This is a genomic window from Paenibacillus sp. OSY-SE (genome assembly GCF_000283315.1).
GTDB lineage: Bacteria > Bacillota > Bacilli > Paenibacillales > Paenibacillaceae > Paenibacillus_B > Paenibacillus_B profundus.
Window position 1 is genome coordinate 95354 of sequence record NZ_ALKF01000203.1, and the last position, 26898, is coordinate 122251.

The 26898-nt window shown below is 44.4% G+C and carries 31 protein-coding genes and 2 pseudogenes; 25 read left to right on the forward strand and 8 right to left on the reverse strand.

Annotated features, from left to right (window positions below; translation table 11 throughout):
- Positions 1 to 292 precede the first annotated feature (292 nt).
- Both thrS and A372_RS35005 read left to right on the forward strand, forming a co-directional pair.
- Complete coding sequence (gene thrS / locus A372_RS0129335) at positions 293 to 2206, forward strand: threonine--tRNA ligase (protein ID WP_019424508.1); 1914 nt, start codon at positions 293 to 295, stop codon at positions 2204 to 2206.
- Between the two features lie 145 nt (positions 2207 to 2351).
- Positions 2352 to 3030: pseudogene (locus tag A372_RS35005) on the forward strand (O-methyltransferase).
- A 440-nt stretch (positions 3031 to 3470) separates the two neighbouring features.
- On the opposite strand, the gene A372_RS0129345 reads toward A372_RS35005, so the two are convergent.
- Positions 3471 to 4337, reverse strand: coding sequence for a LysR family transcriptional regulator (locus A372_RS0129345; protein WP_019424510.1), 867 nt, complete (start codon positions 4335 to 4337; stop codon positions 3471 to 3473).
- 113 nt (positions 4338 to 4450) lie between these two features.
- On the opposite strand from A372_RS0129345, the gene A372_RS0129350 reads away from it, so the two are divergent.
- The 4 genes from A372_RS0129350 (at position 4451) to A372_RS0129370 (ending at position 9729) form a co-directional block, all read left to right on the forward strand.
- Complete coding sequence (locus A372_RS0129350; protein ID WP_019424511.1) at positions 4451 to 5347, forward strand: DMT family transporter; 897 nt, start codon at positions 4451 to 4453, stop codon at positions 5345 to 5347.
- Positions 5348 to 5674: 327 nt separating this feature from the next.
- Positions 5675 to 6952 carry an amidase family protein gene (locus A372_RS35010; RefSeq protein ID WP_083858968.1) on the forward strand — a complete coding sequence of 426 codons (1278 nt, stop codon included), beginning with the start codon at positions 5675 to 5677 and terminating at the stop codon, positions 6950 to 6952.
- A gap of 327 nt (positions 6953 to 7279) precedes the next feature.
- Positions 7280 to 7951 (forward strand): hypothetical protein, encoded by a 672-nt coding sequence (locus A372_RS0129365; RefSeq protein WP_157259809.1) that lies wholly within the window; start codon positions 7280 to 7282, stop codon positions 7949 to 7951.
- Between the two features lie 59 nt (positions 7952 to 8010).
- Positions 8011 to 9729, forward strand: coding sequence for a hypothetical protein (locus A372_RS0129370; protein ID WP_019424516.1), 1719 nt, complete (start codon positions 8011 to 8013; stop codon positions 9727 to 9729).
- Positions 9730 to 10021: 292 nt separating this feature from the next.
- Here A372_RS0129370 and A372_RS39705 read toward each other — a convergent pair whose 3' ends face one another.
- Positions 10022 to 10138, reverse strand: coding sequence for a transposase (locus A372_RS39705; protein ID WP_083858969.1), 117 nt, complete (start codon positions 10136 to 10138; stop codon positions 10022 to 10024).
- A 240-nt stretch (positions 10139 to 10378) separates the two neighbouring features.
- Here A372_RS39705 and A372_RS0129380 point away from each other — a divergent pair, with 240 nt between their 5' ends.
- A complete protein-coding gene (locus A372_RS0129380) occupies positions 10379 to 10663 on the forward strand; it encodes a hypothetical protein (RefSeq protein WP_026011358.1) in 285 nt (94 codons plus the stop codon).
- 947 nt (positions 10664 to 11610) lie between these two features.
- Here A372_RS0129380 and A372_RS37765 read toward each other — a convergent pair.
- Positions 11611 to 11784, reverse strand: coding sequence for a hypothetical protein (locus A372_RS37765; protein ID WP_019424518.1), 174 nt, complete (start codon positions 11782 to 11784; stop codon positions 11611 to 11613).
- Positions 11785 to 12083: 299 nt separating this feature from the next.
- Between A372_RS37765 and A372_RS0129390 the strand changes: the two genes are divergently transcribed.
- Complete coding sequence (locus A372_RS0129390; protein WP_019424519.1) at positions 12084 to 12494, forward strand: hypothetical protein; 411 nt, start codon at positions 12084 to 12086, stop codon at positions 12492 to 12494.
- A 79-nt stretch (positions 12495 to 12573) separates the two neighbouring features.
- Here A372_RS0129390 and A372_RS39710 read toward each other — a convergent pair.
- The 4 genes and pseudogenes from A372_RS39710 to A372_RS39190 form a co-directional block, all read right to left on the reverse strand.
- Positions 12574 to 12684 (reverse strand): annotated as a pseudogene (locus A372_RS39710) (IS3 family transposase); the annotation flags it as partial.
- A gap of 74 nt (positions 12685 to 12758) precedes the next feature.
- Positions 12759 to 13082, reverse strand: a complete 324-nt coding sequence (locus A372_RS39715) for a DDE-type integrase/transposase/recombinase (RefSeq protein WP_443146854.1) — start codon at positions 13080 to 13082, stop codon at positions 12759 to 12761.
- Positions 13083 to 13144: 62 nt separating this feature from the next.
- Complete coding sequence (locus A372_RS39720; RefSeq protein ID WP_443146855.1) at positions 13145 to 13357, reverse strand: IS3 family transposase; 213 nt, start codon at positions 13355 to 13357, stop codon at positions 13145 to 13147.
- Positions 13358 to 13602: 245 nt separating this feature from the next.
- Positions 13603 to 13731 carry a transposase gene (locus A372_RS39190; RefSeq protein WP_272943486.1) on the reverse strand — a complete coding sequence of 43 codons (129 nt, stop codon included), beginning with the start codon at positions 13729 to 13731 and terminating at the stop codon, positions 13603 to 13605.
- A 279-nt stretch (positions 13732 to 14010) separates the two neighbouring features.
- Here A372_RS39190 and A372_RS0129395 point away from each other — a divergent pair, with 279 nt between their 5' ends.
- The 8 genes from A372_RS0129395 (at position 14011) to A372_RS0129430 (ending at position 19984) form a co-directional block, all read left to right on the forward strand.
- On the forward strand, positions 14011 to 14982 hold the full coding sequence (locus tag A372_RS0129395; protein WP_019424520.1) for a helix-turn-helix transcriptional regulator: 972 nt from the start codon (positions 14011 to 14013) through the stop codon (positions 14980 to 14982).
- A gap of 194 nt (positions 14983 to 15176) precedes the next feature.
- On the forward strand, positions 15177 to 16190 hold the full coding sequence (locus A372_RS0129400) for an ABC transporter substrate-binding protein (protein ID WP_019424521.1): 1014 nt from the start codon (positions 15177 to 15179) through the stop codon (positions 16188 to 16190).
- Positions 16191 to 16226: 36 nt separating this feature from the next.
- Positions 16227 to 17471 (forward strand): MFS transporter, encoded by a 1245-nt coding sequence (locus tag A372_RS0129405; protein WP_019424522.1) that lies wholly within the window; start codon positions 16227 to 16229, stop codon positions 17469 to 17471.
- A 225-nt stretch (positions 17472 to 17696) separates the two neighbouring features.
- Positions 17697 to 18041, forward strand: a complete 345-nt coding sequence (locus tag A372_RS0129410; RefSeq protein WP_019424523.1) for a YojF family protein — start codon at positions 17697 to 17699, stop codon at positions 18039 to 18041.
- Positions 18042 to 18066: 25 nt separating this feature from the next.
- The gene (gene bshB2 / locus A372_RS0129415; protein ID WP_019424524.1) at positions 18067 to 18723 is read left to right on the forward strand and encodes a bacillithiol biosynthesis deacetylase BshB2; all 657 of its coding nucleotides are present in this window, start codon (positions 18067 to 18069) and stop codon (positions 18721 to 18723) included.
- Between the two features lie 36 nt (positions 18724 to 18759).
- On the forward strand, positions 18760 to 19179 hold the full coding sequence (locus A372_RS0129420) for a DUF6157 family protein (protein WP_019424525.1): 420 nt from the start codon (positions 18760 to 18762) through the stop codon (positions 19177 to 19179).
- Between the two features lie 294 nt (positions 19180 to 19473).
- Complete coding sequence (locus tag A372_RS0129425) at positions 19474 to 19764, forward strand: DUF5316 family protein (protein ID WP_019424526.1); 291 nt, start codon at positions 19474 to 19476, stop codon at positions 19762 to 19764.
- 31 nt (positions 19765 to 19795) lie between these two features.
- Positions 19796 to 19984, forward strand: a complete 189-nt coding sequence (locus A372_RS0129430) for a hypothetical protein (protein WP_019424527.1) — start codon at positions 19796 to 19798, stop codon at positions 19982 to 19984.
- Positions 19985 to 20132: 148 nt separating this feature from the next.
- Here the strand turns inward: A372_RS0129430 and A372_RS0129435 are convergent, their stop codons facing one another.
- Positions 20133 to 20648, reverse strand: coding sequence for a hypothetical protein (locus tag A372_RS0129435; RefSeq protein ID WP_019424528.1), 516 nt, complete (start codon positions 20646 to 20648; stop codon positions 20133 to 20135).
- Between the two features lie 476 nt (positions 20649 to 21124).
- Between A372_RS0129435 and A372_RS0129440 the strand changes: the two genes are divergently transcribed.
- The 9 genes from A372_RS0129440 (at position 21125) to A372_RS37780 (ending at position 26802) form a co-directional block, all read left to right on the forward strand.
- Positions 21125 to 21601 carry a GNAT family N-acetyltransferase gene (locus tag A372_RS0129440; RefSeq protein ID WP_019424529.1) on the forward strand — a complete coding sequence of 159 codons (477 nt, stop codon included), beginning with the start codon at positions 21125 to 21127 and terminating at the stop codon, positions 21599 to 21601.
- Between the two features lie 95 nt (positions 21602 to 21696).
- Positions 21697 to 22272: a histidine phosphatase family protein gene (locus A372_RS0129445; protein WP_019424530.1), complete on the forward strand. Its 576-nt coding sequence runs from the start codon at positions 21697 to 21699 to the stop codon at positions 22270 to 22272.
- A 134-nt stretch (positions 22273 to 22406) separates the two neighbouring features.
- On the forward strand, positions 22407 to 22925 hold the full coding sequence (locus A372_RS0129450) for a hypothetical protein (protein ID WP_157259815.1): 519 nt from the start codon (positions 22407 to 22409) through the stop codon (positions 22923 to 22925).
- A gap of 102 nt (positions 22926 to 23027) precedes the next feature.
- Positions 23028 to 24101: a histidinol-phosphate transaminase gene (hisC, locus tag A372_RS0129455; protein WP_019424532.1), complete on the forward strand. Its 1074-nt coding sequence runs from the start codon at positions 23028 to 23030 to the stop codon at positions 24099 to 24101.
- Positions 24102 to 24152: 51 nt separating this feature from the next.
- A complete protein-coding gene (locus A372_RS0129460; protein ID WP_019424533.1) occupies positions 24153 to 24695 on the forward strand; it encodes a GNAT family N-acetyltransferase in 543 nt (180 codons plus the stop codon).
- A 181-nt stretch (positions 24696 to 24876) separates the two neighbouring features.
- Positions 24877 to 25137, forward strand: a complete 261-nt coding sequence (locus A372_RS0129470; protein WP_019424534.1) for a ribosomal protein L7/L12 — start codon at positions 24877 to 24879, stop codon at positions 25135 to 25137.
- A gap of 265 nt (positions 25138 to 25402) precedes the next feature.
- Positions 25403 to 25942 (forward strand): NUDIX hydrolase, encoded by a 540-nt coding sequence (locus A372_RS0129480; RefSeq protein WP_019424536.1) that lies wholly within the window; start codon positions 25403 to 25405, stop codon positions 25940 to 25942.
- 84 nt (positions 25943 to 26026) lie between these two features.
- Positions 26027 to 26494: an NUDIX domain-containing protein gene (locus tag A372_RS0129485; protein ID WP_019424537.1), complete on the forward strand. Its 468-nt coding sequence runs from the start codon at positions 26027 to 26029 to the stop codon at positions 26492 to 26494.
- 158 nt (positions 26495 to 26652) lie between these two features.
- A complete protein-coding gene (locus A372_RS37780; protein WP_157259817.1) occupies positions 26653 to 26802 on the forward strand; it encodes a hypothetical protein in 150 nt (49 codons plus the stop codon).
- The last annotated feature ends 96 nt before the right edge of the window (positions 26803 to 26898 follow it).

The window sequence follows — 26898 nt, forward strand, 5'->3', positions numbered from 1 at the left end:
GAAGTTACAGCTGCAAGCTTCTTCAGTACCGGATGCGAGATTACCCCTTCGTAGCCGTGACGTTGAACCCGTCGATCTGTTCTCGCGGCAGTAAGCGGCACCGTCTTATCCCCGTTACCGGATATCAATGAGGATCTAGCATCGGCATGCTCTGGAGAACAGCCACGACATGTAACGCCGCAGATCGAATCAGGGTGGAACCACGAGCTGAACGCACTCGTCCCTTAGCGGGAGAGCTGCGTTTTTTTGCGTTCAAAAATTCAATGGAGAACGTAGGAATGGAGGCTGGATCATGGAGATCAACGTAATACTGCCCGATGGCACAAGCAGGAGGTATCCTCAAGGCACGACAATCGAACAAGTGGCGGAATCCATTAGTTCCAGCTTGAAGAAACAAGCGATAGCTGGAAAAGTCAATGGCAAACCGGTTGATCTGAACCACACGCTCGATCATGACAGCCTTGTCGAAATCGTTACGCTGGATAGCAAAGACGGTCTGGAAATAGTTCGGCACAGCACGGCGCATGTATTGGCTCAAGCCATTAAACGCATATACGGAGATAAGGCTGTTAGACTGGGGATTGGCCCAGTAATCGAAGATGGATTTTATTACGACATTGACATAGAAACACCGCTGTCTAGTGATGATCTTGCCTCAATTGAACAAGAGATGGAGCGGATTATACAAGAGAACCTGCCTATCGTACGTCGAGTGGTGAGCCGCGCAGAAGCGTTGGAGATTTTCGCGGAGCGCGATGAACCGCTTAAGCTGGAGCTCATTCGCGATCTGCCGCAAGATGACGTTATTACCATTTACGATCAAGGTGAATTTTTTGACCTGTGCCGAGGGCCGCATCTGCCGTCGACCGGCCGAATCAAAGCATTCAAGCTGTTGAATGTTGCGGGTGCTTACTGGCGTGGGGACTCCAATAATAAGATGCTGCAGCGAATCTATGGCACCGCATTTCCGAAGAAATCCAAGCTTGAGGAACATTTACATCGCCTTGAGGAAGCTAAAAAGCGTGATCATCGCAAGCTCGGCAAAGAACTTGGATTGTTCATGTTCTCTGAAGAAGCGCCGGGAATGCCTTTTTATCTTCCGAAAGGGATGATCATCCGCACGGAGCTTGAACATTTCGCGCGCGAATTGCAAAGGCAGCGAGATTACGATGAAGTGCGTACGCCTCTTATGATGAATAATAGGCTGTGGGAGCAATCCGGGCACTGGGATCACTACAAAGATAATATGTACTTCACTGACGTGGACGCTACGAAATACGCGTTGAAGCCGATGAACTGCCCGGGACATATGCTCATTTTCAAAAATAGCCTGCATTCCTACCGGGAGCTGCCAATTCGGATTGCGGAGTTTGGACAAGTGCACCGCCACGAATTTTCCGGCGCTCTGAATGGGATGATGAGAGTGCGCACATTTTGCCAGGACGATGCTCACTTGTTCGTTCGACCTGACCAGATTGAAGAGGAAATCAGCCGTGTCATTGCATTGATTGACCATATTTATCAAGTATTCGGTTTTGAATATACAATTGAGCTGTCCACTCGTCCGGAAGATTCGATGGGGTCTGAAGAACTATGGAATCAAGCGGAACAATCATTGCAGAATGTGTTGGATAAGCGGGGCATCGAATATCGCATTAATGCAGGTGATGGAGCATTCTACGGTCCGAAGATTGATTTTCACATCTTAGACGCGCTCAAACGGAGTTGGCAATGCGGGACGATCCAACTTGATTTTCAAATGCCTGAAAAATTTGATCTTTCGTATATCGGCGAGGACAGCCAAAAGCACCGGCCGGTCGTTATTCACCGCGCTGTTTACGGTTCGGTGGATCGATTTATCGGAATTTTAACCGAACATTTCTCCGGCGCTTTTCCGCTATGGCTCGCGCCAATTCAGGCAAAGCTGCTGCCTGTATCAGAGCAGTACGGCGACTATGCCTGCCAAGTGAAGAAATCGTTAGAAGAAGCCGGTATACGTGTCGAAGTCGATATGCGGAACGAAAGACTTGGATACAAAATACGGGAGGCCCAACGTGAAAAGGTTCCGTATATGCTCGTGCTTGGAGAGAATGAGGAAAAATCCGGGAGCGTGTCTGTTCGAAAACGGGGGGAAGGCGACCTTGGCTCTATGAGCATTCTAGAGTTGACGAACCAAATCGTTGAAGAGGCCCGTGCTAAAAAGTAAACTGAATGATGATGGTGAAAAAAAGTGCTTGACTGCTTCTATCAGGAAACATTTACCTGTATAATATTGGGTGGAAGAGTGTGTGAGGCTTACAACTGCTGTAGTGACCTCAAGTTGAATATCCAACCAATAGGAGGAAGCAGGTATGGACAATTTTGATAAATGGACGGCGGTCGACCGCTACTTCACTAATCTGCTTGTGCCGTCTGATCCCGTGCTGGATTCTGTGCTCGCAGCCAATGCCGCCGCAGGACTGCCGCCGATTGACGTGTCTCCGAATCAGGGCAAGCTGCTGCATTTGTTGGCACGGGTCCAAGGCGCCCGCAATGTATTGGAGATTGGCACATTGGGCGGATACAGCACCATCTGGCTTGCACGAGCATTGCCCCAAGATGGGCGGGTGGTCACGCTGGAGGCGGACCTTAAGCACGCCGAAGTCGCCCGTGCCAACATCCAGCGTGCAGGGCGTGGCAGATATTGTCGAGCTGCGCACAGGCCTCGCGGTCGATACGCTGGCGCAGCTGGAGGCCGAGGGAAGCGGTCCGTTTGACCTCATCTTTATCGACGCCGACAAGCCGAGCAACCCGGAATACTTCGCGTGGGCGCTTAAGCTCTCCCGTCAAGGCAGCCTAATTATCGGCGATAATGTCGTACGGGGCGGCGCAGTCTTAGACGAAGCAAGTGATGATCCTAGCGTTCAAGGGGTTCGCCGTTTCTGCGAGCTGATCGCTGCCGAGCCGCGTGTAAGCGCGACGGCGATTCAGACGGTGGGCAGCAAGGGTTACGACGGATTTTCCATTGCGTTAGTTACAGATGAGAGATAGATATCGTTTCTACCATTTCAATAGTTAGTTCACGAGCCGAGTGAACATCAGGTGTGTCTGCCTGATTTGCTCGGCTTTTTCGCGATTCGATAGCGTGAACAAGTATGAGCATCATTTTTTGCGGACCGGCGCAACAAAGCATTGGAAAACATGCAGTGGAATAGGAGTAGGAGGCGAGTTAATATCATGTAGATTGGATTTTGTCCAATGGATCCGGCTGTTTGCCATCGTTTGATGCGGTTGAAGTCCTAAACCATTGGATCAATTCCAATGAAACCTGCCGTAAAGAGGCATACGCTGCTGTTTCATTGGACAAAATCCAATGCAGGAAGAGACAAGGGGGAGCCGATCCGCCTGCCCACCTATAAAGATGCGAACGATTCAGCCGCAAGGCATAAATAGTATGTCCAATCCGATGTGCTGGGCTTCAAGCATAGTGCTCAACAGAACAACTCTTGTGCCGTCTTGATAAATAATTGAACTGCTAACGAGGATTCCTTTAGAGAAGGGACAGCCAGATTAATGTCTCTCAAAACCTGCGGCTCTAATTCACGAATATGAACATTAGGTGGCAGGGTTGTCAATGATAACTCTGATAGGATAGCTAGACCTAATCCCTCTTGTATCATGTTCAATAATGCACTCGTGTTATGGACTACAAACTTAACCTGTAGGTTTGTCTCCGTCTTGTTGAATGTGTCAATAATAGGTAATTCATTCCCCCCTTTGCAAATGATTAGGGGTTCATTATCCAAATCATTGATACGAATGAAGGGTTGACTTTGTAATGGGTGGTCGTCACGTAATACCGCAACCATTTTATCCTTATAAAGAGGGAGAATTTCTAAATCTTCATTTGGCAGCGTAATAATTCCAACATCTATGACTCGCGAAGCTAACCATTTTTCCACTTCATTTATGGTCCCTTCATAAAGATCAAATTCTAAATTAGGATATTTCTGTTGAATGGCACGAATGATTTTTGGCAAGAAATATGCAGATGCGGTAGGAAATGCGCCGATGCGAATGGTTCCTATTTCCAGACCTTTTTCAGCAGCGATCTCCTGTTCCATTTTTTCGAAGCCTTTCAAAATCTCTCGGATTTGTACGAGCATACGCTTACCGATATCTGTAAGGATAATCCCATTTTTGCGATCCCGAATAATTAGTGTGACGTCTAAATCTGATTCAAGAGTGGAGATTGCGCGGCTTACAGCCGGTTGGGTCATATGGAGTATTTGTCCAGCTCGTGTGAAACTGCCCGTTTCAGCAACTTTTAAAAATATGGTGAGTTGTGTAATGGTCATAACTAATTTGATATGCTCCTTATAATGAGTATTCATTTTATTTATCTATATAAATCATATACCATTATAAAGTGATTTAAAATAACAAAATAGTAATAGGGAGTGGCAATAAAGTGAAGCGTCTTTCTCAGAAGAAAACTTTTATTTTCCTCGCATTTCTTGTGGTTATGTGGGGGGTGAACTGGCCATTAACGAAGATTGGACTTTTGTATGCACCACCACTGCTGTTTGCAGGTATAAGAACTTTCATAGGCGGTCTTATACTACTTATGTTTGCTATTCCACGATACAAAAATTTGCGTTTAAAAGAAACTTGGCATATATATCTTATTTCTGCCGTGTTAAATATCATTTTGTATTATGGTCTTATGACTTTTGGGCTAATCTATATGCCTGCTGGACTTTTTTCGGCTATTGTTTTTCTTCAACCTGTGCTTCTGGGCATTTTTTCCTGGATGTGGTTGGGGGAATCCATGTTTACATTAAAAATTATTGGTTTGATACTTGGTTTTTCTGGTGTCGCTATTATAAGTGCAGGTGGTTTAATCGGTCATGCTTCAATCATTGGTATATTACTTGCTTTAGGTACTGCATTGAGCTGGTCTTTCGGATCCGTGTTTATGAAAAAAACAAGCGATCAAGTAGATTCGATTTGGGTTGTGTCGCTTCAGCTTTTGATTGGCGGTCTTTTTTTAATAGGTTCGGGCACTACAATTGAGAGTTGGTCAGACATCGTATGGAATATAACATTCATTTCAAATCTACTATTTATATCTATCTTCGTTATAGCGTTAGGATGGTTGACTTATTTTGTACTTATTGGTTCAGGGGAAGCAAGCAAAGTAGGGTCCTATACATTTCTTATCCCACTTATATCAAATATTATAAGTATTACCTTTTTACATGAAGCTATTACCTTCAATCTATTAGTGGGATTATTTTTGATTTTGATAAGCATTTATCTGGTCAATAGCAAACAAAAGAACAAATTAAATCCAAAAGCAAGGTGATTCCCCAAACGATAAAACAAGCATCGTTCTTTCAAAAACGCATGGATTTTTTGTTCTGGAGGTATTTGTTTCGGTTAGCTTGATGCGTACGGGGGAAATCCACCTCTACAATTTCAGAAGAACAATTTATCTTCTGTTCTCAAACATACGTTCTTGTTTGTAGAGGAAGAATATAGTATTTTGAAGTTGATTCTTCCGGCCCTGTCCGTTAAAAATGAAGGAGATAGAGGTAGATTTATGAAAAAAATAATAGAACACCCGTTGAAAGAGCTAACCATCGATGAATTATCGATACAGCTTCGCAACCGACAATAATCATGTACGGAATTGGCAGATCATTATGTCAAGCGGATTCACGATGTGGATGAACATAGGAATTCCGTATTGGAAATAAACCCAGATGTCTCTGCAATCGCCCAATCCATGGACGAACGATTTGATGAACTCAGCCATCTTCCACTCTATGGCGTGCCCATTTTACTGAAAGATAATATTTGCACCCAAGACCAGATGCATACGAGCGCTGGCTCGCTTGCGCTCGCAGAGTGGCACGCTCCCCGAGATGCATATGTGGTCGCGCAGTTGCGACAAGCCGGAGCCATCATTCTCGGCAAAACGAACATGACAGAATGGACTAACTTCATGTCTGATACGATGTGGGCAGGATACAGCTCCCGGGGAGGACAGGTAAAGAATCCATATGGTGATTTTTTTGTGGGCGGATCAAGCTCAGGGTTCGCAGTTGCTGTAGCGGCGAATTTAGGCATGGCGGCCATTGGCTCCGAGACTTCCGGCTCCATCATCAGTCCGTGTTCGCAGAACTCGCTTGTCGGCATTAAGCCAACTGTTGGACTGGTCAGTCGCTCAGGCGTAATTCCGCTAAGTATCAGCCAGGATACGCTTGGACCTATGACGAGAAGCGTGAGGGATGCCTCGTTGCTGCTCGACATCATAATGGGGGAAGATGCTGCCGATCCCTATACAATCAATCCGAAGTGTCCTCATGGCAGCACTCCCGTGCTGGATCAGCGTCGAACGTTTACCGTTGGCGTTGCCGAACATTTGTTAATCGATCTGGATGCCGAGATGTTGCAGTTATTTGAAACAGCGCTTGAAGCACTGACATCGATCGGAGTTAAAGTCATCCGCAATGTTGAAATTCCCGCATCCCGCATCAAGTGGGATTATGAGGTGTTGCGCCACGAATTCAAAGCAGCCATCAATACGTTTCTTTGCCAGCATCCCGAACATATCCCAGTTCACAGCTTGACAGATTTGATTAGGTTTAATGCCGAGCATCCCGATACATGCCTGAAATACGGGCAAAATATATTGGAGTGGGTCGATCAAATTACTGGTTCGCTAGAAGAACGAGCTTATCTGGAAAGCAAAGAACAAAACAAGCTCGCTCGCGAGCAAGGGATAGACTATGCTTTGAGCACATATCAGCTAGATGCGCTAGTGTACCCCGAGAATGTCGGGTCTGATTTGTCCGCGAGAGCCGGATATCCCGTCGTAACTGTGCCAGCGGGATATTATGCATCCGGACGACCGATGGGAATCGCATTCTCTGGTACGGCATATTCGGAATCGGCTTTGCTGTAGATGGCCTATTTGTATGAAACAGCTACGAAGCTCAGAAGGGACCCATTTTAATAGAATAGAAAGGGATGAAGGACTTGAAGCAAGCAGATGTCGTTCCATTTTCATGTGAAGTGCTTAGGAAGGAGTACCATTTGGTCGGTCAAAGCATTACCGCTAATTACCCCCGCTCGTTTCCCGATGCGGCCCTGCAAGTGCAAATTATTCAAATAGGGTTTCCAGATATTATCAAAAAGCAATTGATTAGGTTGTGTTAAAATGTTACAATTTAGGAACTTGATAGGTTGGCCAACTATTTTCAAGAATCTGATTGTCGTGGGAGGGATAACATTGAAAAGAAAGATGATGGTTGCTGCTCTTTCTTTAACACTTGCATTACCATTAGTTAATGCGAGTGCAGCCGAAGGAGAAAGAAATATTATTAAGGAAACTTCCCCTGGGGTATACGTAGCGGCACGAGAAAATTTGTCATTTGCAGAAGTTAATTCAGCTATGAAAGAAATTCATGCAAAAAACAGAGAGAAACGATTAGAACAAGATAAAGTCAGGCAAAAGGAATTAGGTTTAGAAGGAACAGAGCCGGTCCAAAGCGGGGAACTTCAAACTCCAAGTGGTATTCAAGCATTGAGTGGTGAAATTCAGGGTGGTACAAGGGAATGGCTTCACTCAGGATATGGTTTTGATTATGTTGTTCTTACCGCAAGTACCGTTTGGGCAAATTATCCAACGTATTCCTCGTGGGATTATTTTACTCAAGGCTATACAAGACCAAACTTTGCAAGTGCTATGGTTAGCACCACTATGGGGCTGTATGGATTAACAACTGATTGGCCTCCAGTCTATAAAGAGTATACCCATGAAAGTGATTGGGTAAGTGATAACTATACCGTCTCAATTTCAGGTGACGATTGGGGATTCGGTGTATTTGCTTATGCTAGTGCCTCATCATATTTAAAGGCTGCACCGAAAGGAACCGGGAACTATCATACCTTCAATTATTAATGATTAAGTAAAGGCTAGTGGTCATTAGATACCACTAGCCTTTACTTAAGGAGGATTACATGAAGATAAATTCGAAAATTAATTTGCTTTTAATCTTCTTAGTACTCTTAACTGGATGTAGTAAAGTTCTTAGTGAGAATGCCGAAAGAGGGATTAGTTCTTCAGAACTTATTTCGTGGATAAACAAAATTCGTGAGAGTGTTAACAATTCATATGTTGAAGTTGGAAATATTGGAGGTTTTTCGGATTATGCCGAATTAAAAAGATTAGAGAATAATATAGATATTAGTAGTTCAGCATGGAATTTGAGGACATTAAATATGTTAAATCATTCTTTAACTCTCTCGGAGAAAGATAAAGTTGATATTGAACGGGTGTTAAGAGATAGCCTAAAAAATGTATCAAGCCAATCCCCTCTTCTATATGATTATTGGTGTATAGTATCAATATATGATGGGTTAAAATTAGAGATACCAGATGAACTAAAAGATGAAATAATGAATTACATTAATTATAATAGTGATGATAATGGGTTTATTAAGAATAATGAGGGCGGGTTTGATGAAATAGATTCAACTTTAATATCTATTAGAACAAAAAAGTTACTTAACCTCCCCATTAATATAAGAGTTGACTACCTTAAGAAACAAATAGATCGATCTTTATCGGGTTTAGACAAAGAAAATAATATGATTTCTTATACAATGATTTTATTTGAATTAGAGGATACAACCTTGGTGAATGAGCAACTGGTTAAAGAGTTAAAAGATCACTATTCAACTATTCTTGGTAGTTGGGATTATGTTAAAAATGGAGATATTGATAGCTTATATGTTAATAAAGTAATTTCAAAAAAATTAAATATTAATTACGAAATTCCGAATCCTATTATTAAAAGGCTGAATCGCATAATAAATCAACAAATTGAATATAATCAATATCCAGATGGTTCTTTAACATATGAGTTATTATATGTGTTGGATGAAAAATACCTAGAGAATAATAAAATGCCTCTGATAGATTATGTGGTAGATATGAGAAATGATAAACTATTATGGCACAAACCATTATTACGTGAACCAAAATTAAAGGATACTCACTATGCACTCAGTTTATCCTCACAAATTGCCTACAATATAACAAAAAAGCAAGCAGAAGCTATTGCAAAAATGTATGATAAGGAGATGAAAAGAGAATCATTAAAGCTCGATGATATTCCATTCTTGATATCTATTTATTTTTGGTTAGAAAAGGAAACGATATTTGAGCCTAATGAACAATTTGAATTATCAGATTATATCGAAAAAATTAAATCGCTCAGTGTTGAAAAAGAAGCACTTATCTTGGTAGATCTATACGATATTTATAAATTTCATAATATCTCTATTGATATGAATATATTAGAAATAACAAAAGACATCCAAAACAAGATAAACATAAATAAACTCAAAGATATAAATGTGGATTTAAAAACAATGACAGGATACATTTTATCTTATGCTTTAGATAATAATAAAAATGAAAATTATTTTTCATCAATTCTTTCTAAATATAAGAAGAGAAATGGGTATTCGATAAATTCCGCGGCTAGTAGCGGCGACATAATAGGAAATTACTATACAGAATATTTGTTAAAGGATTTTGTTAATTTCGACAATGATACAGACATACATAAGTATAGGTCATCGGATGGTTATAGTTTGTATGCTATAGATAAAACATTTACTAATTTATATTTCACATATATGGGATATGTTTTAGAATCTGCAAGTAGTTAAAAATGTAATTCACAATCCTAAAGTCATTACAAGAACATACCTGAAACCGTGACCACTAGGGATTACTACACCCCCTGTGTCAGAATAGTTGTCGTACCCCTCAATCAAAAGTATAGTGAGTATTAGAGAATTCGAGGAGGAGTACGATGGAAAGATATAGTAAAGAGTTCAACTAAAAGCCGAGACGGCAGCCCTACTGTTACTCAGCAAATTAGATCTCACTAAGCGTAGCCGTCTCTAACACAATATAGAACTAATCTCGGGTGCTCCATTTTTCCGGTTCCTCTTCTCCTCAAGGCATAACGAGTCCATTAGCTCTTGCTTCCTTTTGCCACTTGTACAACGAGCCTTCGGATAAACCGCTATCTCTAGCGATCTGACTAACCGATTCATAATTCGGGGTCATCATTCTTTCTAAGTTTTTTGGTTGAATTCAGTGCTGCTTCTTTCCACTTTAGTTCACGAGTAAGTGTCTTCATCTCACGATCCTTCTGGCGAAGCTCTTTTTGCAGCCTAGAAGCTTGCTCAGCGGCCCCGCCATTGGCTTGTATACAGGCATCCCGCCAGGCTTTCACTTGTTCTACGAACACCCCATTAGCACAGCAAGTTGCGAAAAAAGGCCAAGCGATCTGGGGGGCTAAGAAGATGAATGATCAGTGCCTGGGATCGTCAATCAGCTATGTCACTGATCCAAGAAGCTACAGAAGCTGGTGCAAGAGAAGAGTTAGCTTGTAAAGAGCTTGGAATTACGCAACGCACGTTGCAACAATGGCGTTGTAATGGTATCCATAGTGAAGACCAGCTTCCGCATGCCAAGCGACAATCGCCATCAAACAAGCTCAGCGAACTAGAACGGCAGCAGATAGTCGATACGATCCATCAGCCAGAGTTTGCCGCCCAGTCAGATTGTTCCACGCCTTGCGGACCAAGGTGAAGTAGACCACGAGTGAGCAACGATAATCTCCGTATGCAGAGTCGTATTCAGGACCTGCAGGTACCAACCTAATTATCCCGTGAAAAGCTTTGAAACAAGGGATAAGGTTCGCGCATGGGTATTCGCTTTGTACGTTGGTACAATACAGAGCATCGGCACAGTGGGCTTGCATTTCTGACCCCAACTCAAAGACATCAACGGTTAGCGGATGAGATATTTGAAAGCAGAAAACAGGCTTATGAAGCAGCGAAGGCCAAGAATCCTAATCGTTGGTTTGGTAACATACGAAACTGGAGTTTGGAGGAGTAAGTATGGCTTAATCCAGAAGAGGTTTGTGTTTGCTTATTTAAGATGCCCAAAACCAACAGCTATACTAAGTAACAATATTTTTTGAAGACGCGACAACTATCTTGAAAAACACCGATTATTATTCAGATAATTTGACGCTAAATAAGCAGCACAATAAAAATCACCCCAGCCAATAAGGTTATATATGTAAATTTTGTTTATCCTTGAGCCTACCTAACAAATGCTTGATATACATGTTGCAGTGTTGGAAAGTACGGATTATGGCTTTCAAAGTTGAATACGTCCCTGAGCATGATGAACCAATCTGGCTGCAATGTAGATGATGTTCTTAATGTAGGTGCGGATGCGTCGGCGTGCAACGTTTCAACGGATTGGTCGTCGTTCTTGCGTAGGCTTTCTTGTCTGATATTGCAAGGGGATAATAAGCGAACATGCCCGTGTGAAGCACCAAATCATTCATAGCGAACTTGCCTGCTGGTAGACGTTAAAGGTCGAGATCTCTCTTGATCTTACTGTGGAATTGTTCGCTTGTGGCATGATCACGATAGAGTCCAGTGATTTTCCATGGTTCGCAGCGCAGGGATGTCCAATAGACACTGACTTTTGTTTCCAGAAGCAATAACATTTGTCTATCAGGGTCAATAGTCTTGATGAATCACATGGAACACATAACGCAACGGGCGATCGAAGATTTTCTGTTGAAACTCTATTGCACCGATATACTCGAACTTTATTTCTCGTTGTTCGCAGGCGGTCCCTTTATTTTCGGCGATGCGCAGCCATGTTTCTTTTGGTGTCTTGCGCAGACTCACTGTAGTAGAATCTTTCTTGGAGTGACAGACTTGCAGGTTTTCGAGACTGTGGGCTCCTACATCCATAAGGACAAGAAAGTTCCGCGTTGTATACGGGCGTATAATCAATGCTCTGAGGTAGGAAATTAGCAGTTTCCTTTTGGTAGTGAGTGCTTCCTTCAGGCATGTCGACGTTTATAACTTAACCTTCCTAGCTATTAGGAAGATTCCCTTCATTTTTTTATGTTTTTGAGCAGTTCGTTTGTCACGGATTCAGTGCATATCAACACTACCATAAATCTTTAATATGAGGTGTTTTTTTGAAAAAAAACAGAATTATAGCGATAATATTAATAATCATATTGTCAATAGGAATAATTTCTTATATTACATTTATCTCGGAAATAAGAGAGAGTGAGATTCAAGAGCATTATAATAAAGATAATAAAGAATATGCAGCTAAGATTACATTTAAAATTCATAGTTTTTCCGATATATCAGATATAAATGTATATGCAATATATCCTGATGCGAAAGTGGATGTCAAAAAAGGATCTCAGGTGGGAAAAAGGCTATTCGAAGTGGAATTTACGAAAAAATTAACTAATAAAGAGGAAGAACAGTATTATAAAAAGCGTCCTGAATATTTAGTTACATGGGTAGAGAATGATAAAAAAAGAGTAAGTTATATTTACCATAGTAATGCTGCACCACCATTTTTAATCCGCTAATTTTTTTTATGTAGACTATTGAAATAGAAATCCAATGTCTACTTGGTCATACCCCTATCAAGTAGACAGATGAAAAAAGCTATGCAGTCAGCGCGTGCCGATACTCAATTGGCACGTGCTGTTTAAGTTTGGCTTGAAAGCCCTGATAATTATAAAAGTAGATATACTCTTCTACAGCTTGATGAATCTCAACTTCTGACGAACACTAGTGAAGATACAACTTCTCTGTTTTGAGATGCGAAAAGAAGGATTCGATACCAGACGTTATCCAGGCAGGTTGCTTTGCGAGAGTGGTTGCCTTTGACGCCGAATGTTTCCAATCGTGAGTTGTAGGCTTGACGTGTACTGGAAGCCCTGATCTGAATGGAGCACGGCTTCCGAGACTTCTCTTTTTAGTATCCATTGCTCAATCGTATCCAACAACAGCTTTACGTCGTTTCGCTCGGATAATTGCCAAGCCACAATTTCATTGTTGAATAGATCCTGTATCGCCGATAGACAGGTAATAAAACGTGTACCGTCGGAGATATAGTAATGTCGGTGACTAGCTTCTGCTGCGGCCCTACAGCATGGAATTGACGCTTCAATCGGTTAGGATACACAACGGAAGGCGTAGAACTAGAACGCTTTCGTTACTTGCGAATGACGGACTAGATAGATAATTCCTTCATAAGTCGACATACTCTTTTATGGTTAACACGAAAACAAGCCTCACATAAAGCTGTCATCATACGAGGATATCCGAAATAGGGGTGCGCATAGTGTATAGCCATCATGTGCTCTTTGATCTCGTGTTCCCATGCTTGTCTTTCGGCCCTTAATGACCGTGCCGCTCGCCACTTGTAATAACTGTCCCTAGGCATCCCCACAATGGCTAACGCGTAACATCATAGAGATTACGCAGCTCTTTCAATCACTTGGTAGTTGTCTTGCGGACTGAGCGTGCCTCCTTTACTTGATTTGGATACCGCTTTTTTAAAGTAATCGACCTGTGCTTTCAAATAATCCCGTTCTTGTTCTACAGTGTCAAAGGCTATACGCGGACGTCCCTTAAGAGGATTCGATACCCCTTTACGGATTTCGAACGCTCCTCCATGCTGCCACTTCCTTACCCATACTTTAATTGGGTACAGTTTCTGATTCCTAACTTTTCCGCTGCCGTTTTATAGCTGGCTTTCCTTTCTAAATACACTTTGACTGCTACTAGTTTGAATTCTTCGGTATACTGTTGAGACACTTGTCCCTATCTAGCGATAGAAAAATCCCTTCAAGTTCACTTTTGTTCCTCATGATAGCACGAGTTTTTTTTTGAGTGTCTACTTAAAGGGGATAATTCCAGAAAGCAGTTTTGGCTTAAAACCGTATCTATCAAACTGATGCCCGATGATATATGAGCAGCCTGTAGGCACACAAAGTATTGATTGCTTGCGGACCTTATTCTATAATGGATACATTGAGAATAATTCTCAATGTATTGAAGAAGACGTCATAGAGTTACGGGCAGGAGTTATACATGATGAATACCGCAAGCATTCACGATATTTATAATCAATATTTGCAAGGGCTGCATGTATCGCGGCCAATTGCTGAAGCATCCGCACAGCTTCCGGTTCACGAGCCGATCGGTGACGGGGTCATCCAGCGGCTGGTGACGCATTCCGGCATGGAAATCGTATACGCGGATTATCGCTTGTCGGCAAATCACGCCTTTCGGTTTTCGTCCGAGGCGGCTATGGTGGAGCTTAGCTTCTGTCTAGAGGGCGCCGGTGAAGTGTGCGTGTCTGGTGAACGGCATGAGCTATCGGCAGGCACCTGCTACTTGCATTTCATGGAGCGGTTCGACGCCGCGTTCGAGTACGATGAACGTTCTCCCATGCGTTCGGTGGCGGTGGGCATCCCGCTCCAATTGTTCCACCGATTCTTGGGAGATGAGCCGAGAGGGAGCCGGAATTTTACAGGAGTGCTTGGCAGCCGGGCGTTCCGCAAATTTCAAAAGCCCATTGATCCGCAGGTCTCGTATATTGTGCAGCAGATGCTCGACTGTCCGTTTCATCATACGGCGCGGCGGCTCTATTTAGAGGGCAAAGCGCTAGAATTGCTCGGCATCCATTTTCAGACGTTTCTGTTCGAGCAAGAGCAGGATAAGAGCTTGGCGCGCCTCTCGAAGAGCGATCTGGACAAAATCCGCGAAGCCGGTCATATTTTGCTGCAGCGTATGGATTGCCCTCCGTCGCTTTTGGAATTGTCCCGCATGGTTGGCTTGAACGATTTCAAGCTGAAGATCGGGTTCAAGGAACATTTCGGCACGACCGTGTTCGGATATTTACGTGACAAACGAATGGAGCATGCGATGAAGCTGCTCCTCAGTGGAGAAATGAACGTTACGCAGACGGCGGGGCAGGTTGGTTATGCCAATCTGAGTCATTTTTCCGAAGCCTTCCGCAAAAAATTCGGAATCAATCCTTCCGAGCTGCTCCGCAGACAATAGATCATCTCAACTGCGCACTATCTTCATCAACGTCAGGACGATTAGGTCCTGGCGTTTTTATTTCTTTTCCATTAGGCAAAAAATCCGCTGGACCGTATTCCTATCCGTCTGACGGTAGTAGCCTCACATAAGGAAGCGTATCATGTCAACTATACAAATGATAATCATTATCAATATGAAAAGGGAGATGGAGTATGTTTCAGATCAAAAAAGGGGTTGTATTTTTAACACTTGTTCTCTTGTCGATTGCGTTGTTCGGATGTGGAGGGAGTGTCAATCAAAACGAGGCAAAAGAAGCCGCTTCATCGGATGCAGCGGACCAAAATACAAAGCAGGCTGCGGCTGGCGCAGAACAGACGCCCCAGACCCGCGTAGTGAAGGATACTAAAGGCGAAGTTGAAATCCCTGCGCATCCGCTGCGGATTGCGGATATATCAGGCTCCACAGAGGAACTGCTGATTTTGGGCTATCAGCCTATCCTGACCGGAAATACGGATATGGCCAATCCGCTTGAAATGACTCCAATTTTGAAAGAAAAGCTGAAAGGGGACTTGAAAATTGCCGGTTGGTTCCAAACCCCTGTGAACATTGAAGCCGTTGCTGCGGCCGAGCCCGATCTGATATTGGCGGGACCGACGCAGGATAAACTGTACGAAGATCTGCAAAAAATCGCTCCGACCGTGGCGGTTCCATACGGTTTCAACGCCTTCCGCGAGCGTTTTGCCTTTGTAGCGGAGGTGTTCGACAAGAAGCAGGGCATGGAAGCATGGATGAAAGAGTATGACGATCGCGCGCAGCAGCTGCATGATCAAATTACAGCGGTAACTAAGGATGAAACGTTTGCGGTTATCGAAGCGACTCCCAAAGAAATCCGCATTTATTCCAGCACAGGAGTGGCAGACATGATCTTCAATGATATCAAGCTCCCAAAAGCGCCGGGGACACCGGATCCAGATGGTTGGGGAGGCAAGGTGACTAGCTTGGAAGGACTGTCGTCGCTCAATCCAGATCATCTGATTCTATTGTTCGAGAGCGAAAGCAATGTGTTGGAGGATAGCAAGCTGTGGGCAGGATTAACAGCAGTGCAGAGCGGGAACGTCTATCGGATGACGAGCAGACAAAATTATAACGAGGCGTTTACAGCCTTGGGCAAGAAGGTTGTGTTGGAGCAAATCGCAAGCGATATATTGCAGAAGACGAAGTCATAATTGCTTGGAGTTGCGCATAAAGAGAGGTGAGCGAAAATGGGGAAATCCCCAACTGTGAAGTCACAAAGGGAACCGGAGCAAGGTCAATTTTGGCTCATCGTCGGTATCGGCATGCTGCTGGTCATCGCAACGACCGGATTGGCACGGGTTGCCTTGGGCGCGGTGCTGCCGTATATGCAAGAAGGGTTGTCCTTATCTTATTCTCAGTCTGGAATGCTGGGAACGTTTATGTTTTTGGGATATTTGCTAACGGTTGGCCTATCTGGGGTCGTAGCGGTGCGTTGGGGAGCGAAGGTGGTCTTGGTAGCAGGAGGCTGGCTGGTCACAATCGGCCTGTTCGGGCTGGCTGGCGCGCCCTCGTTCGTATGGGCTTCCTTGTTCATGATTATTACCGGCGCAGGAAGTGCGCTCGTATTTACTCCGTTAATGTCACTCACAATCGGGTGGTTCCCTGACAAAAGAGGCGCAGTATTGGGATTGCTGCTGAGTGGAGCCGGGATCGGAATGCTTATGAGCGGTGTCCTCGTCCCCCTCCTTATCCGGCAATTTCCCGATCTGGGCTGGCGAGCCGTATGGATCTGCTTCGGCATCATTTCGTTAGCGGTCGTTCTCATTGCGATGTTCGTTCTGAGCAACCTGCAAGCTGCTGGCCACAGCGCCGGTCAAGAACAAGAAAAGCCAAAGTGGCTCCGCAACAAACCTTTAATGAAAATCGCATGGCTTTATTTTGCGATAGGGGTCGCCTATCTGGTCCCCAATTTATATCAAACGGGTTATATGAAGGCCCACGGCTACTCCGATGCGACTGCAGGAACAGCCTTTGCCGCAGCCGGCATCTGTTCCATTGTCGGCGGCCCCATCTGGGGAATCGTATCGGATCGCATCGGTGTAAATAAAGCGCTCGTGATTGCGCTGGCCTGTGCGGCGGCAGGAGATATCATTCCGATTCTGCTTCCGAATGCCGTTAGTTTCTTCATCTCTGCCGCCATATGGGGTTCTACATTGGGAGGATTGATTGCTTTAATTCAGGTAAAAGCGTCACAGCAGGTCAGTCCGAAGTACGTATCGGTAGCGATCGGGTTCATATCCGTGTTCTATGCGGTCGGGCAAATGCTGGGTCCCGGAGCTGCGGGTTGGCTGATTGAAAGGTTGGGAGGCTTCCCTGCAGCGTACGGTTTTGGAGCAGTTGTGTATCTGCTAGGACTTGTCTTATGTATACGCCCAAACAAAGAAGCTTATCAAGAAGCAGAGCAGAAGAAGAGTGCGAATGCCGAGGTATAATGGCGTATCATGAAATGAGCCCCTTTGTTTAACGCGTAACCAATCAAGCATAATCGTTCCAGTTTGCAAAGACCGCTTTCCATCTCACTGATTTTCAGGTAAACTGAAATCAATTGGTGCAAATTAATGCATAGTCGATGCAGATTCGGCAAAGCAATAAATATGAGAGCCCCTTGTGCCTATGCTATTGGCAAGGGGCTATTCCATGTCTTGGGGGAATGAATCATGCAGTTGATACAATCAGAAAGTGTGCAGCGTGTTCTACAGACATTGCAGGACCGCCCCTTATATCTCCATCTCGAAATGACGACAGGGGCTTATGCGTCTCATCGCGACAAGTCCAAGATTACAGCTTCCGCCTTCATCAGCAATGCGGTCATCCGCTATTCATACGGTACGATTGCAGGTCAAGGCCCCTATCGGGTCGGACTCAAGACACCAGAGGGATGGGTGTATGCAGAAGGCTTGACACACTGGGACGAGAACGAGCCGAATCGGCTCATTATGGCAGGTCATGATCAGCAAGGCAGACTGATTGTCAGTCTGCAGTTAAGTGTTGAACCATTTTAATAGGACAGGGAAGAAGGGACTTCACATGGAAAGACAACGTCATATTGTCGTCTTGCTGCCGCATCCGGATGATGAAGGGATCATTGCGGGTACTTTAGCCAGACATATTCATAATGGCACGCCTGTAACTTATGTCTGCTTGACATTGGGGGAGATGGGGCGGAACATGGGCAACCCTCCGTTCGCGAATCGGGTGACCCTGCCGATTATTCGCAAGCAGGAGCTGGAAGAGGCCTGCCGCCGAATCGGCATCCAGGATGTGCGCATGTGGGGATATCATGATAAAACGATCGAGTTTGAAGACCAAGAGAAGCTCGCCGACAGAATCGAGAGGTTGATTTCGGAGTTGGAGCCTTCTCTCATTTATACCTTTTACCCAGGGTATAGCGTCCATCCCGATCATGATGCGACCGGTGCTGCCGTTATTCGCGCAGTGAAGCGCATACCGGCGCACAAGCGGCCTGCAGTCCATTGCATTGCTATCGCAACAGGCCGGGAGAAGCTTCTGGGACAGCCGGACTCAGTTCATGATGTCAGCGAGTATGTGGAGCAGAAAATTCATGCCATACATGCGCATCAATCGCAAGTGCAGCATTTGCTGGGCAAAGGCACATTGGATGACCCGATATTCCGTGAGAAGTACAGCAGGGAACCGTTTTGGGAGTATCGTTTTAACGATTGAATCGTTTTTTAACAAGTGGTTGGGAGGAAAGAGACTATGAGCTATACCGATACGTTCATTCGAGTTGCATCGGATTGCCCGGTCACGAGCAGCACCGTGCCTGAATCCAAAAAAGCAACGAAACCGATTCATGTTCTCCAGTACGAGCTGCTCTCGCAGCATCCCTATCACTATACACATGAGGATCTTTTATTCGAAGTGCAAATCAGACATAAGGGAATTGACGCTCAGGTTATCCGCCTGCGAGGGGAAGAACTCCGTGCAGAGTTGTTCAGCAAGCCACATCCGTGCCTGAGAGCATCCATGCTTCCGAAGAAATTCGGCTGGGGCATTCATTATGATGCAGAAGGAAAAATCGCCATCTACGGCATGGAATCTGTGGAGTACCAACGATTTCTGCAGACGGATGACGGGAGCGTGAAGCTGCTGCCCGCGATGCGCAATTCTCGTAAGTAACCGTTAAAATAGAAGCGCTTTTAGACATCAAGCGAATGGAGCTTGATGTCTTTTTTGTGGGCATACACGATACTTCATAAAGCGTCAGCTCTTCTAATACTAATGTCAGAGCGTCAATATTATAGAAATGTACATGATTACATATGTTGAATTGTGATATAATGTCTATGAAAAATTAGGAAATAGGTGCACTTTGACATTGTCTTAACGCCTATAGTCACACATATGAACCGGTTTTGAGGGATGCATCCTACATCGATACGGGATATATAGGTCCTGCAGGAGGGCGGGCTTATGAATTACTTTGGAATTGCCGTGCTGACATGCCTGTTTCTATCACTCATCACCTATGCAATCGGTGGTTGGGCATTGACTGCGGAAATAAATGCATGGATCGGCGTTATTTTGCTGGGGATTGGGGCTTTATTGTCCGGCGCCTTTATAAGCGGGGATCGGTTGAGAGCGAATGACCGCTCCAGCACGGATGAAGATCGACAATCTCGTAACCGATGGATTTATGTTGCCTTCCTTTCATGCATTCCGTTTCTGTTCGTAGCAATATTCATTTTTGCGCTTCTAAAGTGATGGACCAGTATGAACGAAGAGGAGGGGGACTATGGATATCGTAAATCCAGCCGGTGTAATTATGCTGCTTCTCGTCTGGGGTCTTGTTTTCTTTCTGCTAGTCGCAGCGATTAGCTATGGAATCAATCGCTCTAAGCTAGTTCAGAAGCTCGATGAACTGCAGAATGAAGTCCGGCAGCTGCGCAGCGAGATTCAGCAGGCGAAGCATCGTGATGAATGAGATTAAACATCGCTTAAAGGATGTGGCATGAATGACGTTTCGTCAGAAGCTAATATGAAAGGAGAAATACGCTAATGCTCCGGACTCTTACATGTTGGGCATCAGCATCTATACAAGGAAAGAGGACCGACTCAACGGCCCTCTTTTATCATTCGAATAACACAAATTCATCCGTATGTGTCCGGACATAGGAGCACATTCGCACGTGTGCATGTGGAACGAGATCCAGAAATTGCTCGTACCTGAAGGAAATGAATGTGCGAAGTTCCGTATCATCCTCAATATCCCGTAACGCAGCGTGCGAGAAAGGAGCACCGTTCTGCCGACTTCGTTCCACCAGATACCGCTCAGTCTCCTCCAAATGATGAAGCAATGCTTCCTCTCCGATATATAGCAATCCGTGCTTGATTTCGCTCCAAGTTGGCACATCCTCCAACAAATAAGAAATCCAGCAATAATATTCGGCCGCACTGTTCCGTGCATGATCGTGGAGCACCCGGAACATGAATAATGCCTGTTGTCCGGGAGTCAGCTTGGCGTAGACCTGGGACTTTATGTCGGAATTTTTCCCGCGAACTTGCAATAGAATCGGTCCGATGCAAGCCCAGCCGAGCTCATCGGGGTCCAGTGTGTCAAAGCGTTCCCGATTAATAGTAACTAACATTCTATTCCACCCTTCATCTGTATTGTATCATGGAAATAGAGCTGTAAGGAAAAAATTACTTGTGAGAACAGGCCGTGTATTCCATAATAAATAGACAGTATAGGCATTGATCATGCGTGTTCGGTGGCATAAGTAACTATCAGGAACTAAAGGGGGATGATGCGTTCATATGAGTCATTGGATTGAGTACATATATCAAGAAGAGAGATGAATCTAATGAGAACACTCGTAAGAACCGCGAAGGAAGTCGGCGTTCCTTTGAGTTATCGATATCTAAAAGAGCTTTTTTCCTGTCAATGAGACACGAACCGGCATATAGTGAAATTTTTCAGGGGCTGTCGATGCAGTAATAGCATGATCTTTTTAGATAAGTGCAACATTACATTATTTTCTAACGTATATTAACTAAATGGATGATAATCCCGATAACTACAAATAGAGGTAAACCTATTAAATAGAGTAAGGATGAGCATGTGATGAGTTTGGTTATTCAAAAAATGAAAATAGAAGAGAAACACATCCTTAAAAATTTGATGCAGTACTATTTTTATGATTTTTCGGAATATGTTCGTTGCGATGTCAATGAATCCGGACAGTTTGATGATTACCCTTACCTAGAGTCTTATTGGAGTGAAGAAGGAAGAGTTCCGTTTTGCATCCAATTTGAAGGCAAATATATTGGATTTGTTCTTGTACGCTTAGTCCGTTCACCCGATAAGGATTATTACTCGATCGCAGAGTTTTTTATTATGAAGAAATATCGGAGATCAGGATTGGGACGACAAGCTGCAATATACACTTTTGATTCGTTTCAGGGTAATTGGGAAGTATGTCAGCTGGAGAACAACAAATCGGCACAGGCCTTCTGGATAGATGTCATAGGGCAATATACGAAAAATAGTTATACCGAACGATTTGAACACGGGAAAAGGATACAGGAATTTGTGAATTAACGTGATTTCACGAAATCTAAACAGCATCGCTGTATGAAGGGCCGCCATACACGGTCCTTCGTCCATTTACAAGCAGAAAGGTGAGCGACAACGACATGGTAACAACGATTGGTATTATTCGACATGGCAGCACAGATTGGAATAAAGAAGGCAGAGCCCAGGGCAATTCGGATATTTCCCTTAACGAGGAAGGCATGGCGCAAGCGAAACAGCTGGCAGCGAGATTGATGACCGAACAATGGGACATTATCTATACGAGCGATTTACGTAGAGCGAAGCAAACGGCTGAAATCATTAAGGAAAGCACAAATGTGGAGCTACGCTTCGATGTTCGTCTGCGTGAAATGGGCGGAGGCCAAATCGAAGGCACGACCGAGGCCGAGCGGATCGAAAAATGGGGCGTGGATTGGCGGCAGCTGGACTTGGGTCTGGAGTCAAATGAAGAAGGACTGCGGAGAGGGATGGACTGCATCAATGAGTTGGCAGCAAAGCATGTGGGTAAGAACATATTAATCGTTAGCCACGGCGCTCTGATCCGCGCTATCCTTGGCGGTATGAGTTCGCATTTTACGTGTGAAGGCGTCTTACAGAACATTTCCTTCACCAAGCTGAGAAAAGTCGATGCAGCCTGGGAATGCGAATTGTACAACTGTACCGCCCATATTAAGTAAGTGATGACGCTCCAATTGTAGGGCAACTGAACACTATCAGTCCTCCTGTTCTCCCCATTGTGGAGAGTCCATAGCAAAAAAATGAACGGCTGATTTCCGCATCGGAAAACAACCTCACAGTGGGGGTGATATCCTTGATGTTAATTGATAAGTATGTTCCTGAATTCGATTATTCCATGGCGAACAGCAAGCAGATACATGGCAGCAAACGGCAAATTCTCTCGCTCTTGCATGATGTGAATTTTAATAAATCGTGGTTGATGAGAATCTTGTTCACGATGCGCGGAGTGCCGAACCAATTGTTAACCTTGGAGAAATTAATCGAGGACGGGCTGGTCGTATTAGAGGAGACTGAGGACGAAATTATTATCGGACTCATCGGACAGCCGTGGAAGTGGAATGGAAATGTCTTATCTATGACACCTGATGAATTTATTGCGTTTCGTGAGCCAAATTTCATGAAAATAGCTATGAATTTCTATATCGAGTCACTATGTGGGGATGACATTCAACAAGTGATTACGGTAACGAGAATGTACGGCACCAATCAGAAGGCGAAAAAGATGTTTTCCCGTTATTGGATGATGATTTCGCCCTTTAGTTCCATCATCAGATATGAAATGTTGCGCGTCATAAAGCTGGAATTGGAATAATGATAGCAGGAATATTTGAACGGCGTGCAGAAGAAGATCTTGCAAGGTCTGCGAAATAGAGGTTGAAGGTTATCGAGTTACATCGGGAGGAAGGTCTGGCGCATGAGTAAATATTGGAGCGGCATTACGGCAAGACTCGTGCCATATGTGCCGGGAGAACAGCCAAGGGATAAGAAATATATAAAGTTAAATACGAATGAGAACCCGTATCCGCCATCTCCAAAAGTTCTAGAAGCGATAACAGGGGCGGTCAATGCAGATCTGCGACTGTATCCCGATCCGACGTGTGATAATTTGAGAAGAACCGTTGCAGATTACTGCGGACTATCTGAACGTCAAGTGTTTATCGGGAATGGTTCGGATGAAATATTGGCTTTCTCCTTTGTTGCCTTCTTTAACCCCGGTGAGCCTATCTTGTTCCCGGATATTACGTACAGCTTCTATAAAGTGTATGCAAATTTGTATGGGCTATCCTATCAGACAGTCCCGCTTGACGATGAGTTTAATATCCCTATGGAACCGTTCCATGCGGCTAACGGCGGAGTCATCATTCCCAACCCTAATGCCCCTACGGCGAAAGCAGTGCCGGTCGACTTTATCCGTTCGGTATTGGAGAACAACTTAGAACGTGCCGTTATTATTGATGAAGCCTATATCGATTTCGGCGGGGAATCCGCGGTGAGGCTCGTCGCCGAGTATCCGAATCTGCTGGTCATTCAGACCTTGTCCAAGTCCCGTTCATTGGCAGGGCTGCGGGTCGGAATTGCGTTGGGCAGCGAAGAACTGATTGAAGGATTGGAGCGCGTCAAAAATTCGTTCAACTCCTATACGCTCGATCGGTTGGCGTTATCTGGAGCGATCGCGGCATTTCAAGACGAAGATTATTTCCAAGAGGCGACGCAGAAAGTGATCCGGACGCGGGAAATGACGATGACACAGCTGCGGGAGCTGGGATGCAAGGTGTTGGATTCCAAGGCTAACTTCGTGTTCATCACCCACCCGGCCGTTCCGGCGAAGCAGCTGTTAGAGGAACTGAGGGCTGAAGGGATATTGGTGCGGTATTTTGCTCAACCCCGAATCGATAACTATTTGAGAGTGTCCATAGGCACTGATGAGGATATGGAACGGTTCATCCAGACATTCCAGATGATTATAAGCAGACATGTCAACGAATAGGCTATGGAAATCGAAAAGAACGAGAAGATGAATGATTAGGAGGAAATTTATATGAAATCGTTCCCTGTATTGGAAACGGACCGTTTGAGGTTAAGACAATTAAGAGCAGAGGATGCAAAAGAGCTTTATCATTACTTTTCACAGGATGAAGTTACGCAGTATTATGATCTGGAAAGCTTCGTCGAAGTGCGGCAGGCTGAAGAGCTGATAGCGAACTGGAATCGGAGATATGAAGAGCAGCAAGGCATTCGCTGGGGAATCACATACAAGCCCGAAGATGTCATTATTGGCACTTGCGGCTTCCACAATTGGTTCAAAGAGGATCGCAAAGCAGAAATCGGCTATGAATTGACCCCTGAATATTGGCGGCAAGGCATCATGACGGAAGCGATTCTACAAGTGATGAAATACGGATTTGAAGAAATGGCACTTCATCGTATTGAGGCATTTATCGATCCCGGCAATATCTCGTCACGTAAATTGCTGGAGAAGGCCGGACTAAGCGAAGAAGGATTGCTGCGGGAATGCTTCTATGAAAAAGGGCAATTCGTCGATGCAGTTCTCTTTTCTATCTTGAAGCGGGAATTTAGCTAGGACTTTCTCTTTGGAAATCATATCAGGTATACTATATTGAAATGGCAGAAAAATAGGACAAAGAGGATGCCGCGATGATGTATCATGGCAAAGTGAAGCAAGCGGTGCGGGATTCACTCACATTTACTTATATCGGATGCGTCCCGTATGAGTAACGAATATAATCCACCAGAGGTAATATATGGAATACATGGTCATTATTTTATTGTTGTTTATCATTATACTGATTACAGAGAAAGTGAATAACTTGCAGGCTCAGGTGAGAAGCATGAAGTTCACTTTAGAACAGATCGGGAACCAGATTGGAGTGCCTGAACATCCAGTTAACAATGAATTGCGTTTCCTTGTAACGGAAGGCAAGAAGATTGAAGCAATCAAAGAGGCGAGAAGAATGTTTGGCCTTTCATTGAAAGAAGCTAAACAATATGTTGAAGCTTTATAAGGTTTATTTTTAATTTTGGAAAGCTTCGGAAAGTCGCTGAAATGCGGCTTTTTTAAGTTGGCTTTATTTGTAAACGTTCTGAAAAAAGCATATGATTTGAAGGGAGGAGGATTCGCAGCATGTTGGGACTGCCGCTTAATCAAGTGTTACTGGTTCCGTGGTCAGAGCAATGGGAGCTGGACTTTCTTCAAGAGAAACAGCTGATAGATGTCACGGGCAGAGATGCTCTGAAAAATACTATATTTTGGGTAGATAGGTGAACATCATGCTTACATATACGATATGCTTTATTAAAAGAAAGAACGACATCCTGCTCTTGAACCGCGAAGCCCCAGCGTGGATGGGGGCATGGAACGGTGTCGGCGGAAAATTGGAACCAGGCGAGACAGCGAGAGAATCAATTCTTCGTGAAGTGAAGGAGGAGACAGGCATTCAGTTGGGCGAAGAACTCCGCTTCAAGGGCGTCGTGACCTGGACCGTGGAGCAGACCAGAGCAGGCGGAATGTACTTATACTTTGCAGAGGTTGATGACCATTTTGAATACGCAACTCCATTGAAGACGGAAGAAGGCATACTAGACTGGAAGGATATAGACTGGATTATACATCGAGATAACGTCGGCGTCGCTACGAATATCGTTCATTTTTTACCTTTGCTCTTGAAAGATGATCATTGCTACGAGCATTTTTGCGACTTCCGCAACGGACGGATTGTGCACGCCGAAAGTGAACGGATTTCGAATGAAGTGGAGCAGCGGGACGAATTATTGCGAGAGCTGAGATTCAATCGAGTGACTGTCCAATAATATGCCAGCGTTTTGCTGGACGTGTTGAATGATTTGAATATGGGAACATAGGGCTATTATTACATAGAATAAAGGGTGGAAGCATTGAAAAAAAGCAAAATCATCGTGACTGCAGGGGCCATCATTCGTGATCATCGAGGCAGGATTCTGATGCAAAAGCGCTCGGATTATGGGAATTGGGGGCTTCCTGGAGGCGGGATGGAGCCAGGAGAAGCGATTGAAGAGACGATGATTCGGGAAATTTACGAGGAAACAGGCCTCTTCGTGGAGCAACACGAGCTGTACTCGATATACAGCGGGGAACGCATGCAATATACATATCCGGACGGCAATGAAGTCGTGTTCGTCATGTTCCTCTTCAACGCCCAAGTGGATCTAAACGGGAAGCTTGCTGATGACGGAAAAACGTTGATGTACCAAGACAATAGCAATGAGTCATTATCATTGCAATTTCAAGCGTTGGAACAAATTGAAATTAAGGATATAAGTACCGTACAAAGACCGGTCTTCGAGGATTTATTGTTCAAAAAATCAAAGTTGCTGCGAAAATAGGGCTCAGGATCCGTTCGGCTTGATTCATAGTTATCATAAAGAGGGAAGAGCAGACATCTCGTGGGTGACACGGAGCCTGCTCTTTCCCAGCCTTTTCGGTAATCTGCTGACTACAGCTGGAGAAACGACGAAATCAACAAAAAAAGAATGAGGTTATCATGATGATAGAATATTCATTCTACTTGCCATTCTGGGACTTTGTGGAATACGATGAAGAAGATAAACCGTATGTGGAGGAATCCTTTATTCATTTGTGTCAGGCACTTCGCATCGAAGTCGATATCGAACGCTTCCACGATCAATATTAGCACCGACTTGTTGGAGAGCATCCAGCCTCAGCATTATCCTAAAGAAATACGGATGAACAAGGTATATCAACAGCACATCCATTATTACATAGACGG

Coding starts and splice junctions, on each gene's coding strand:
- thrS (WP_019424508.1), top strand. CDS start 293: ATGGAGATCAACGTAATACTGCCCGATGGCACAAGCAGGAGGTATCCT.
- A372_RS0129345 (WP_019424510.1), bottom strand. CDS start 4,337: ATGACCATTACACAACTCACCATATTTTTAAAAGTTGCTGAAACGGGC.
- A372_RS0129370 (WP_019424516.1), top strand. CDS start 8,011: ATGAAGATAAATTCGAAAATTAATTTGCTTTTAATCTTCTTAGTACTC.
- A372_RS39705 (WP_083858969.1), bottom strand. CDS start 10,138: ATGATGACCCCGAATTATGAATCGGTTAGTCAGATCGCTAGAGATAGC.
- A372_RS0129380 (WP_026011358.1), top strand. CDS start 10,379: ATGATCAGTGCCTGGGATCGTCAATCAGCTATGTCACTGATCCAAGAA.
- A372_RS39720 (WP_443146855.1), bottom strand. CDS start 13,357: ATGCCTAGGGACAGTTATTACAAGTGGCGAGCGGCACGGTCATTAAGG.
- A372_RS0129395 (WP_019424520.1), top strand. CDS start 14,011: ATGAATACCGCAAGCATTCACGATATTTATAATCAATATTTGCAAGGG.
- A372_RS0129400 (WP_019424521.1), top strand. CDS start 15,177: ATGTTTCAGATCAAAAAAGGGGTTGTATTTTTAACACTTGTTCTCTTG.
- A372_RS0129405 (WP_019424522.1), top strand. CDS start 16,227: ATGGGGAAATCCCCAACTGTGAAGTCACAAAGGGAACCGGAGCAAGGT.
- A372_RS0129410 (WP_019424523.1), top strand. CDS start 17,697: ATGCAGTTGATACAATCAGAAAGTGTGCAGCGTGTTCTACAGACATTG.
- bshB2 (WP_019424524.1), top strand. CDS start 18,067: ATGGAAAGACAACGTCATATTGTCGTCTTGCTGCCGCATCCGGATGAT.
- A372_RS0129420 (WP_019424525.1), top strand. CDS start 18,760: ATGAGCTATACCGATACGTTCATTCGAGTTGCATCGGATTGCCCGGTC.
- A372_RS0129425 (WP_019424526.1), top strand. CDS start 19,474: ATGAATTACTTTGGAATTGCCGTGCTGACATGCCTGTTTCTATCACTC.
- A372_RS0129430 (WP_019424527.1), top strand. CDS start 19,796: ATGGATATCGTAAATCCAGCCGGTGTAATTATGCTGCTTCTCGTCTGG.
- A372_RS0129435 (WP_019424528.1), bottom strand. CDS start 20,648: ATGTTAGTTACTATTAATCGGGAACGCTTTGACACACTGGACCCCGAT.
- A372_RS0129440 (WP_019424529.1), top strand. CDS start 21,125: ATGAGTTTGGTTATTCAAAAAATGAAAATAGAAGAGAAACACATCCTT.
- A372_RS0129445 (WP_019424530.1), top strand. CDS start 21,697: ATGGTAACAACGATTGGTATTATTCGACATGGCAGCACAGATTGGAAT.
- hisC (WP_019424532.1), top strand. CDS start 23,028: ATGAGTAAATATTGGAGCGGCATTACGGCAAGACTCGTGCCATATGTG.
- A372_RS0129460 (WP_019424533.1), top strand. CDS start 24,153: ATGAAATCGTTCCCTGTATTGGAAACGGACCGTTTGAGGTTAAGACAA.
- A372_RS0129470 (WP_019424534.1), top strand. CDS start 24,877: ATGGAATACATGGTCATTATTTTATTGTTGTTTATCATTATACTGATT.
- A372_RS0129480 (WP_019424536.1), top strand. CDS start 25,403: ATGCTTACATATACGATATGCTTTATTAAAAGAAAGAACGACATCCTG.
- A372_RS37780 (WP_157259817.1), top strand. CDS start 26,653: ATGATGATAGAATATTCATTCTACTTGCCATTCTGGGACTTTGTGGAA.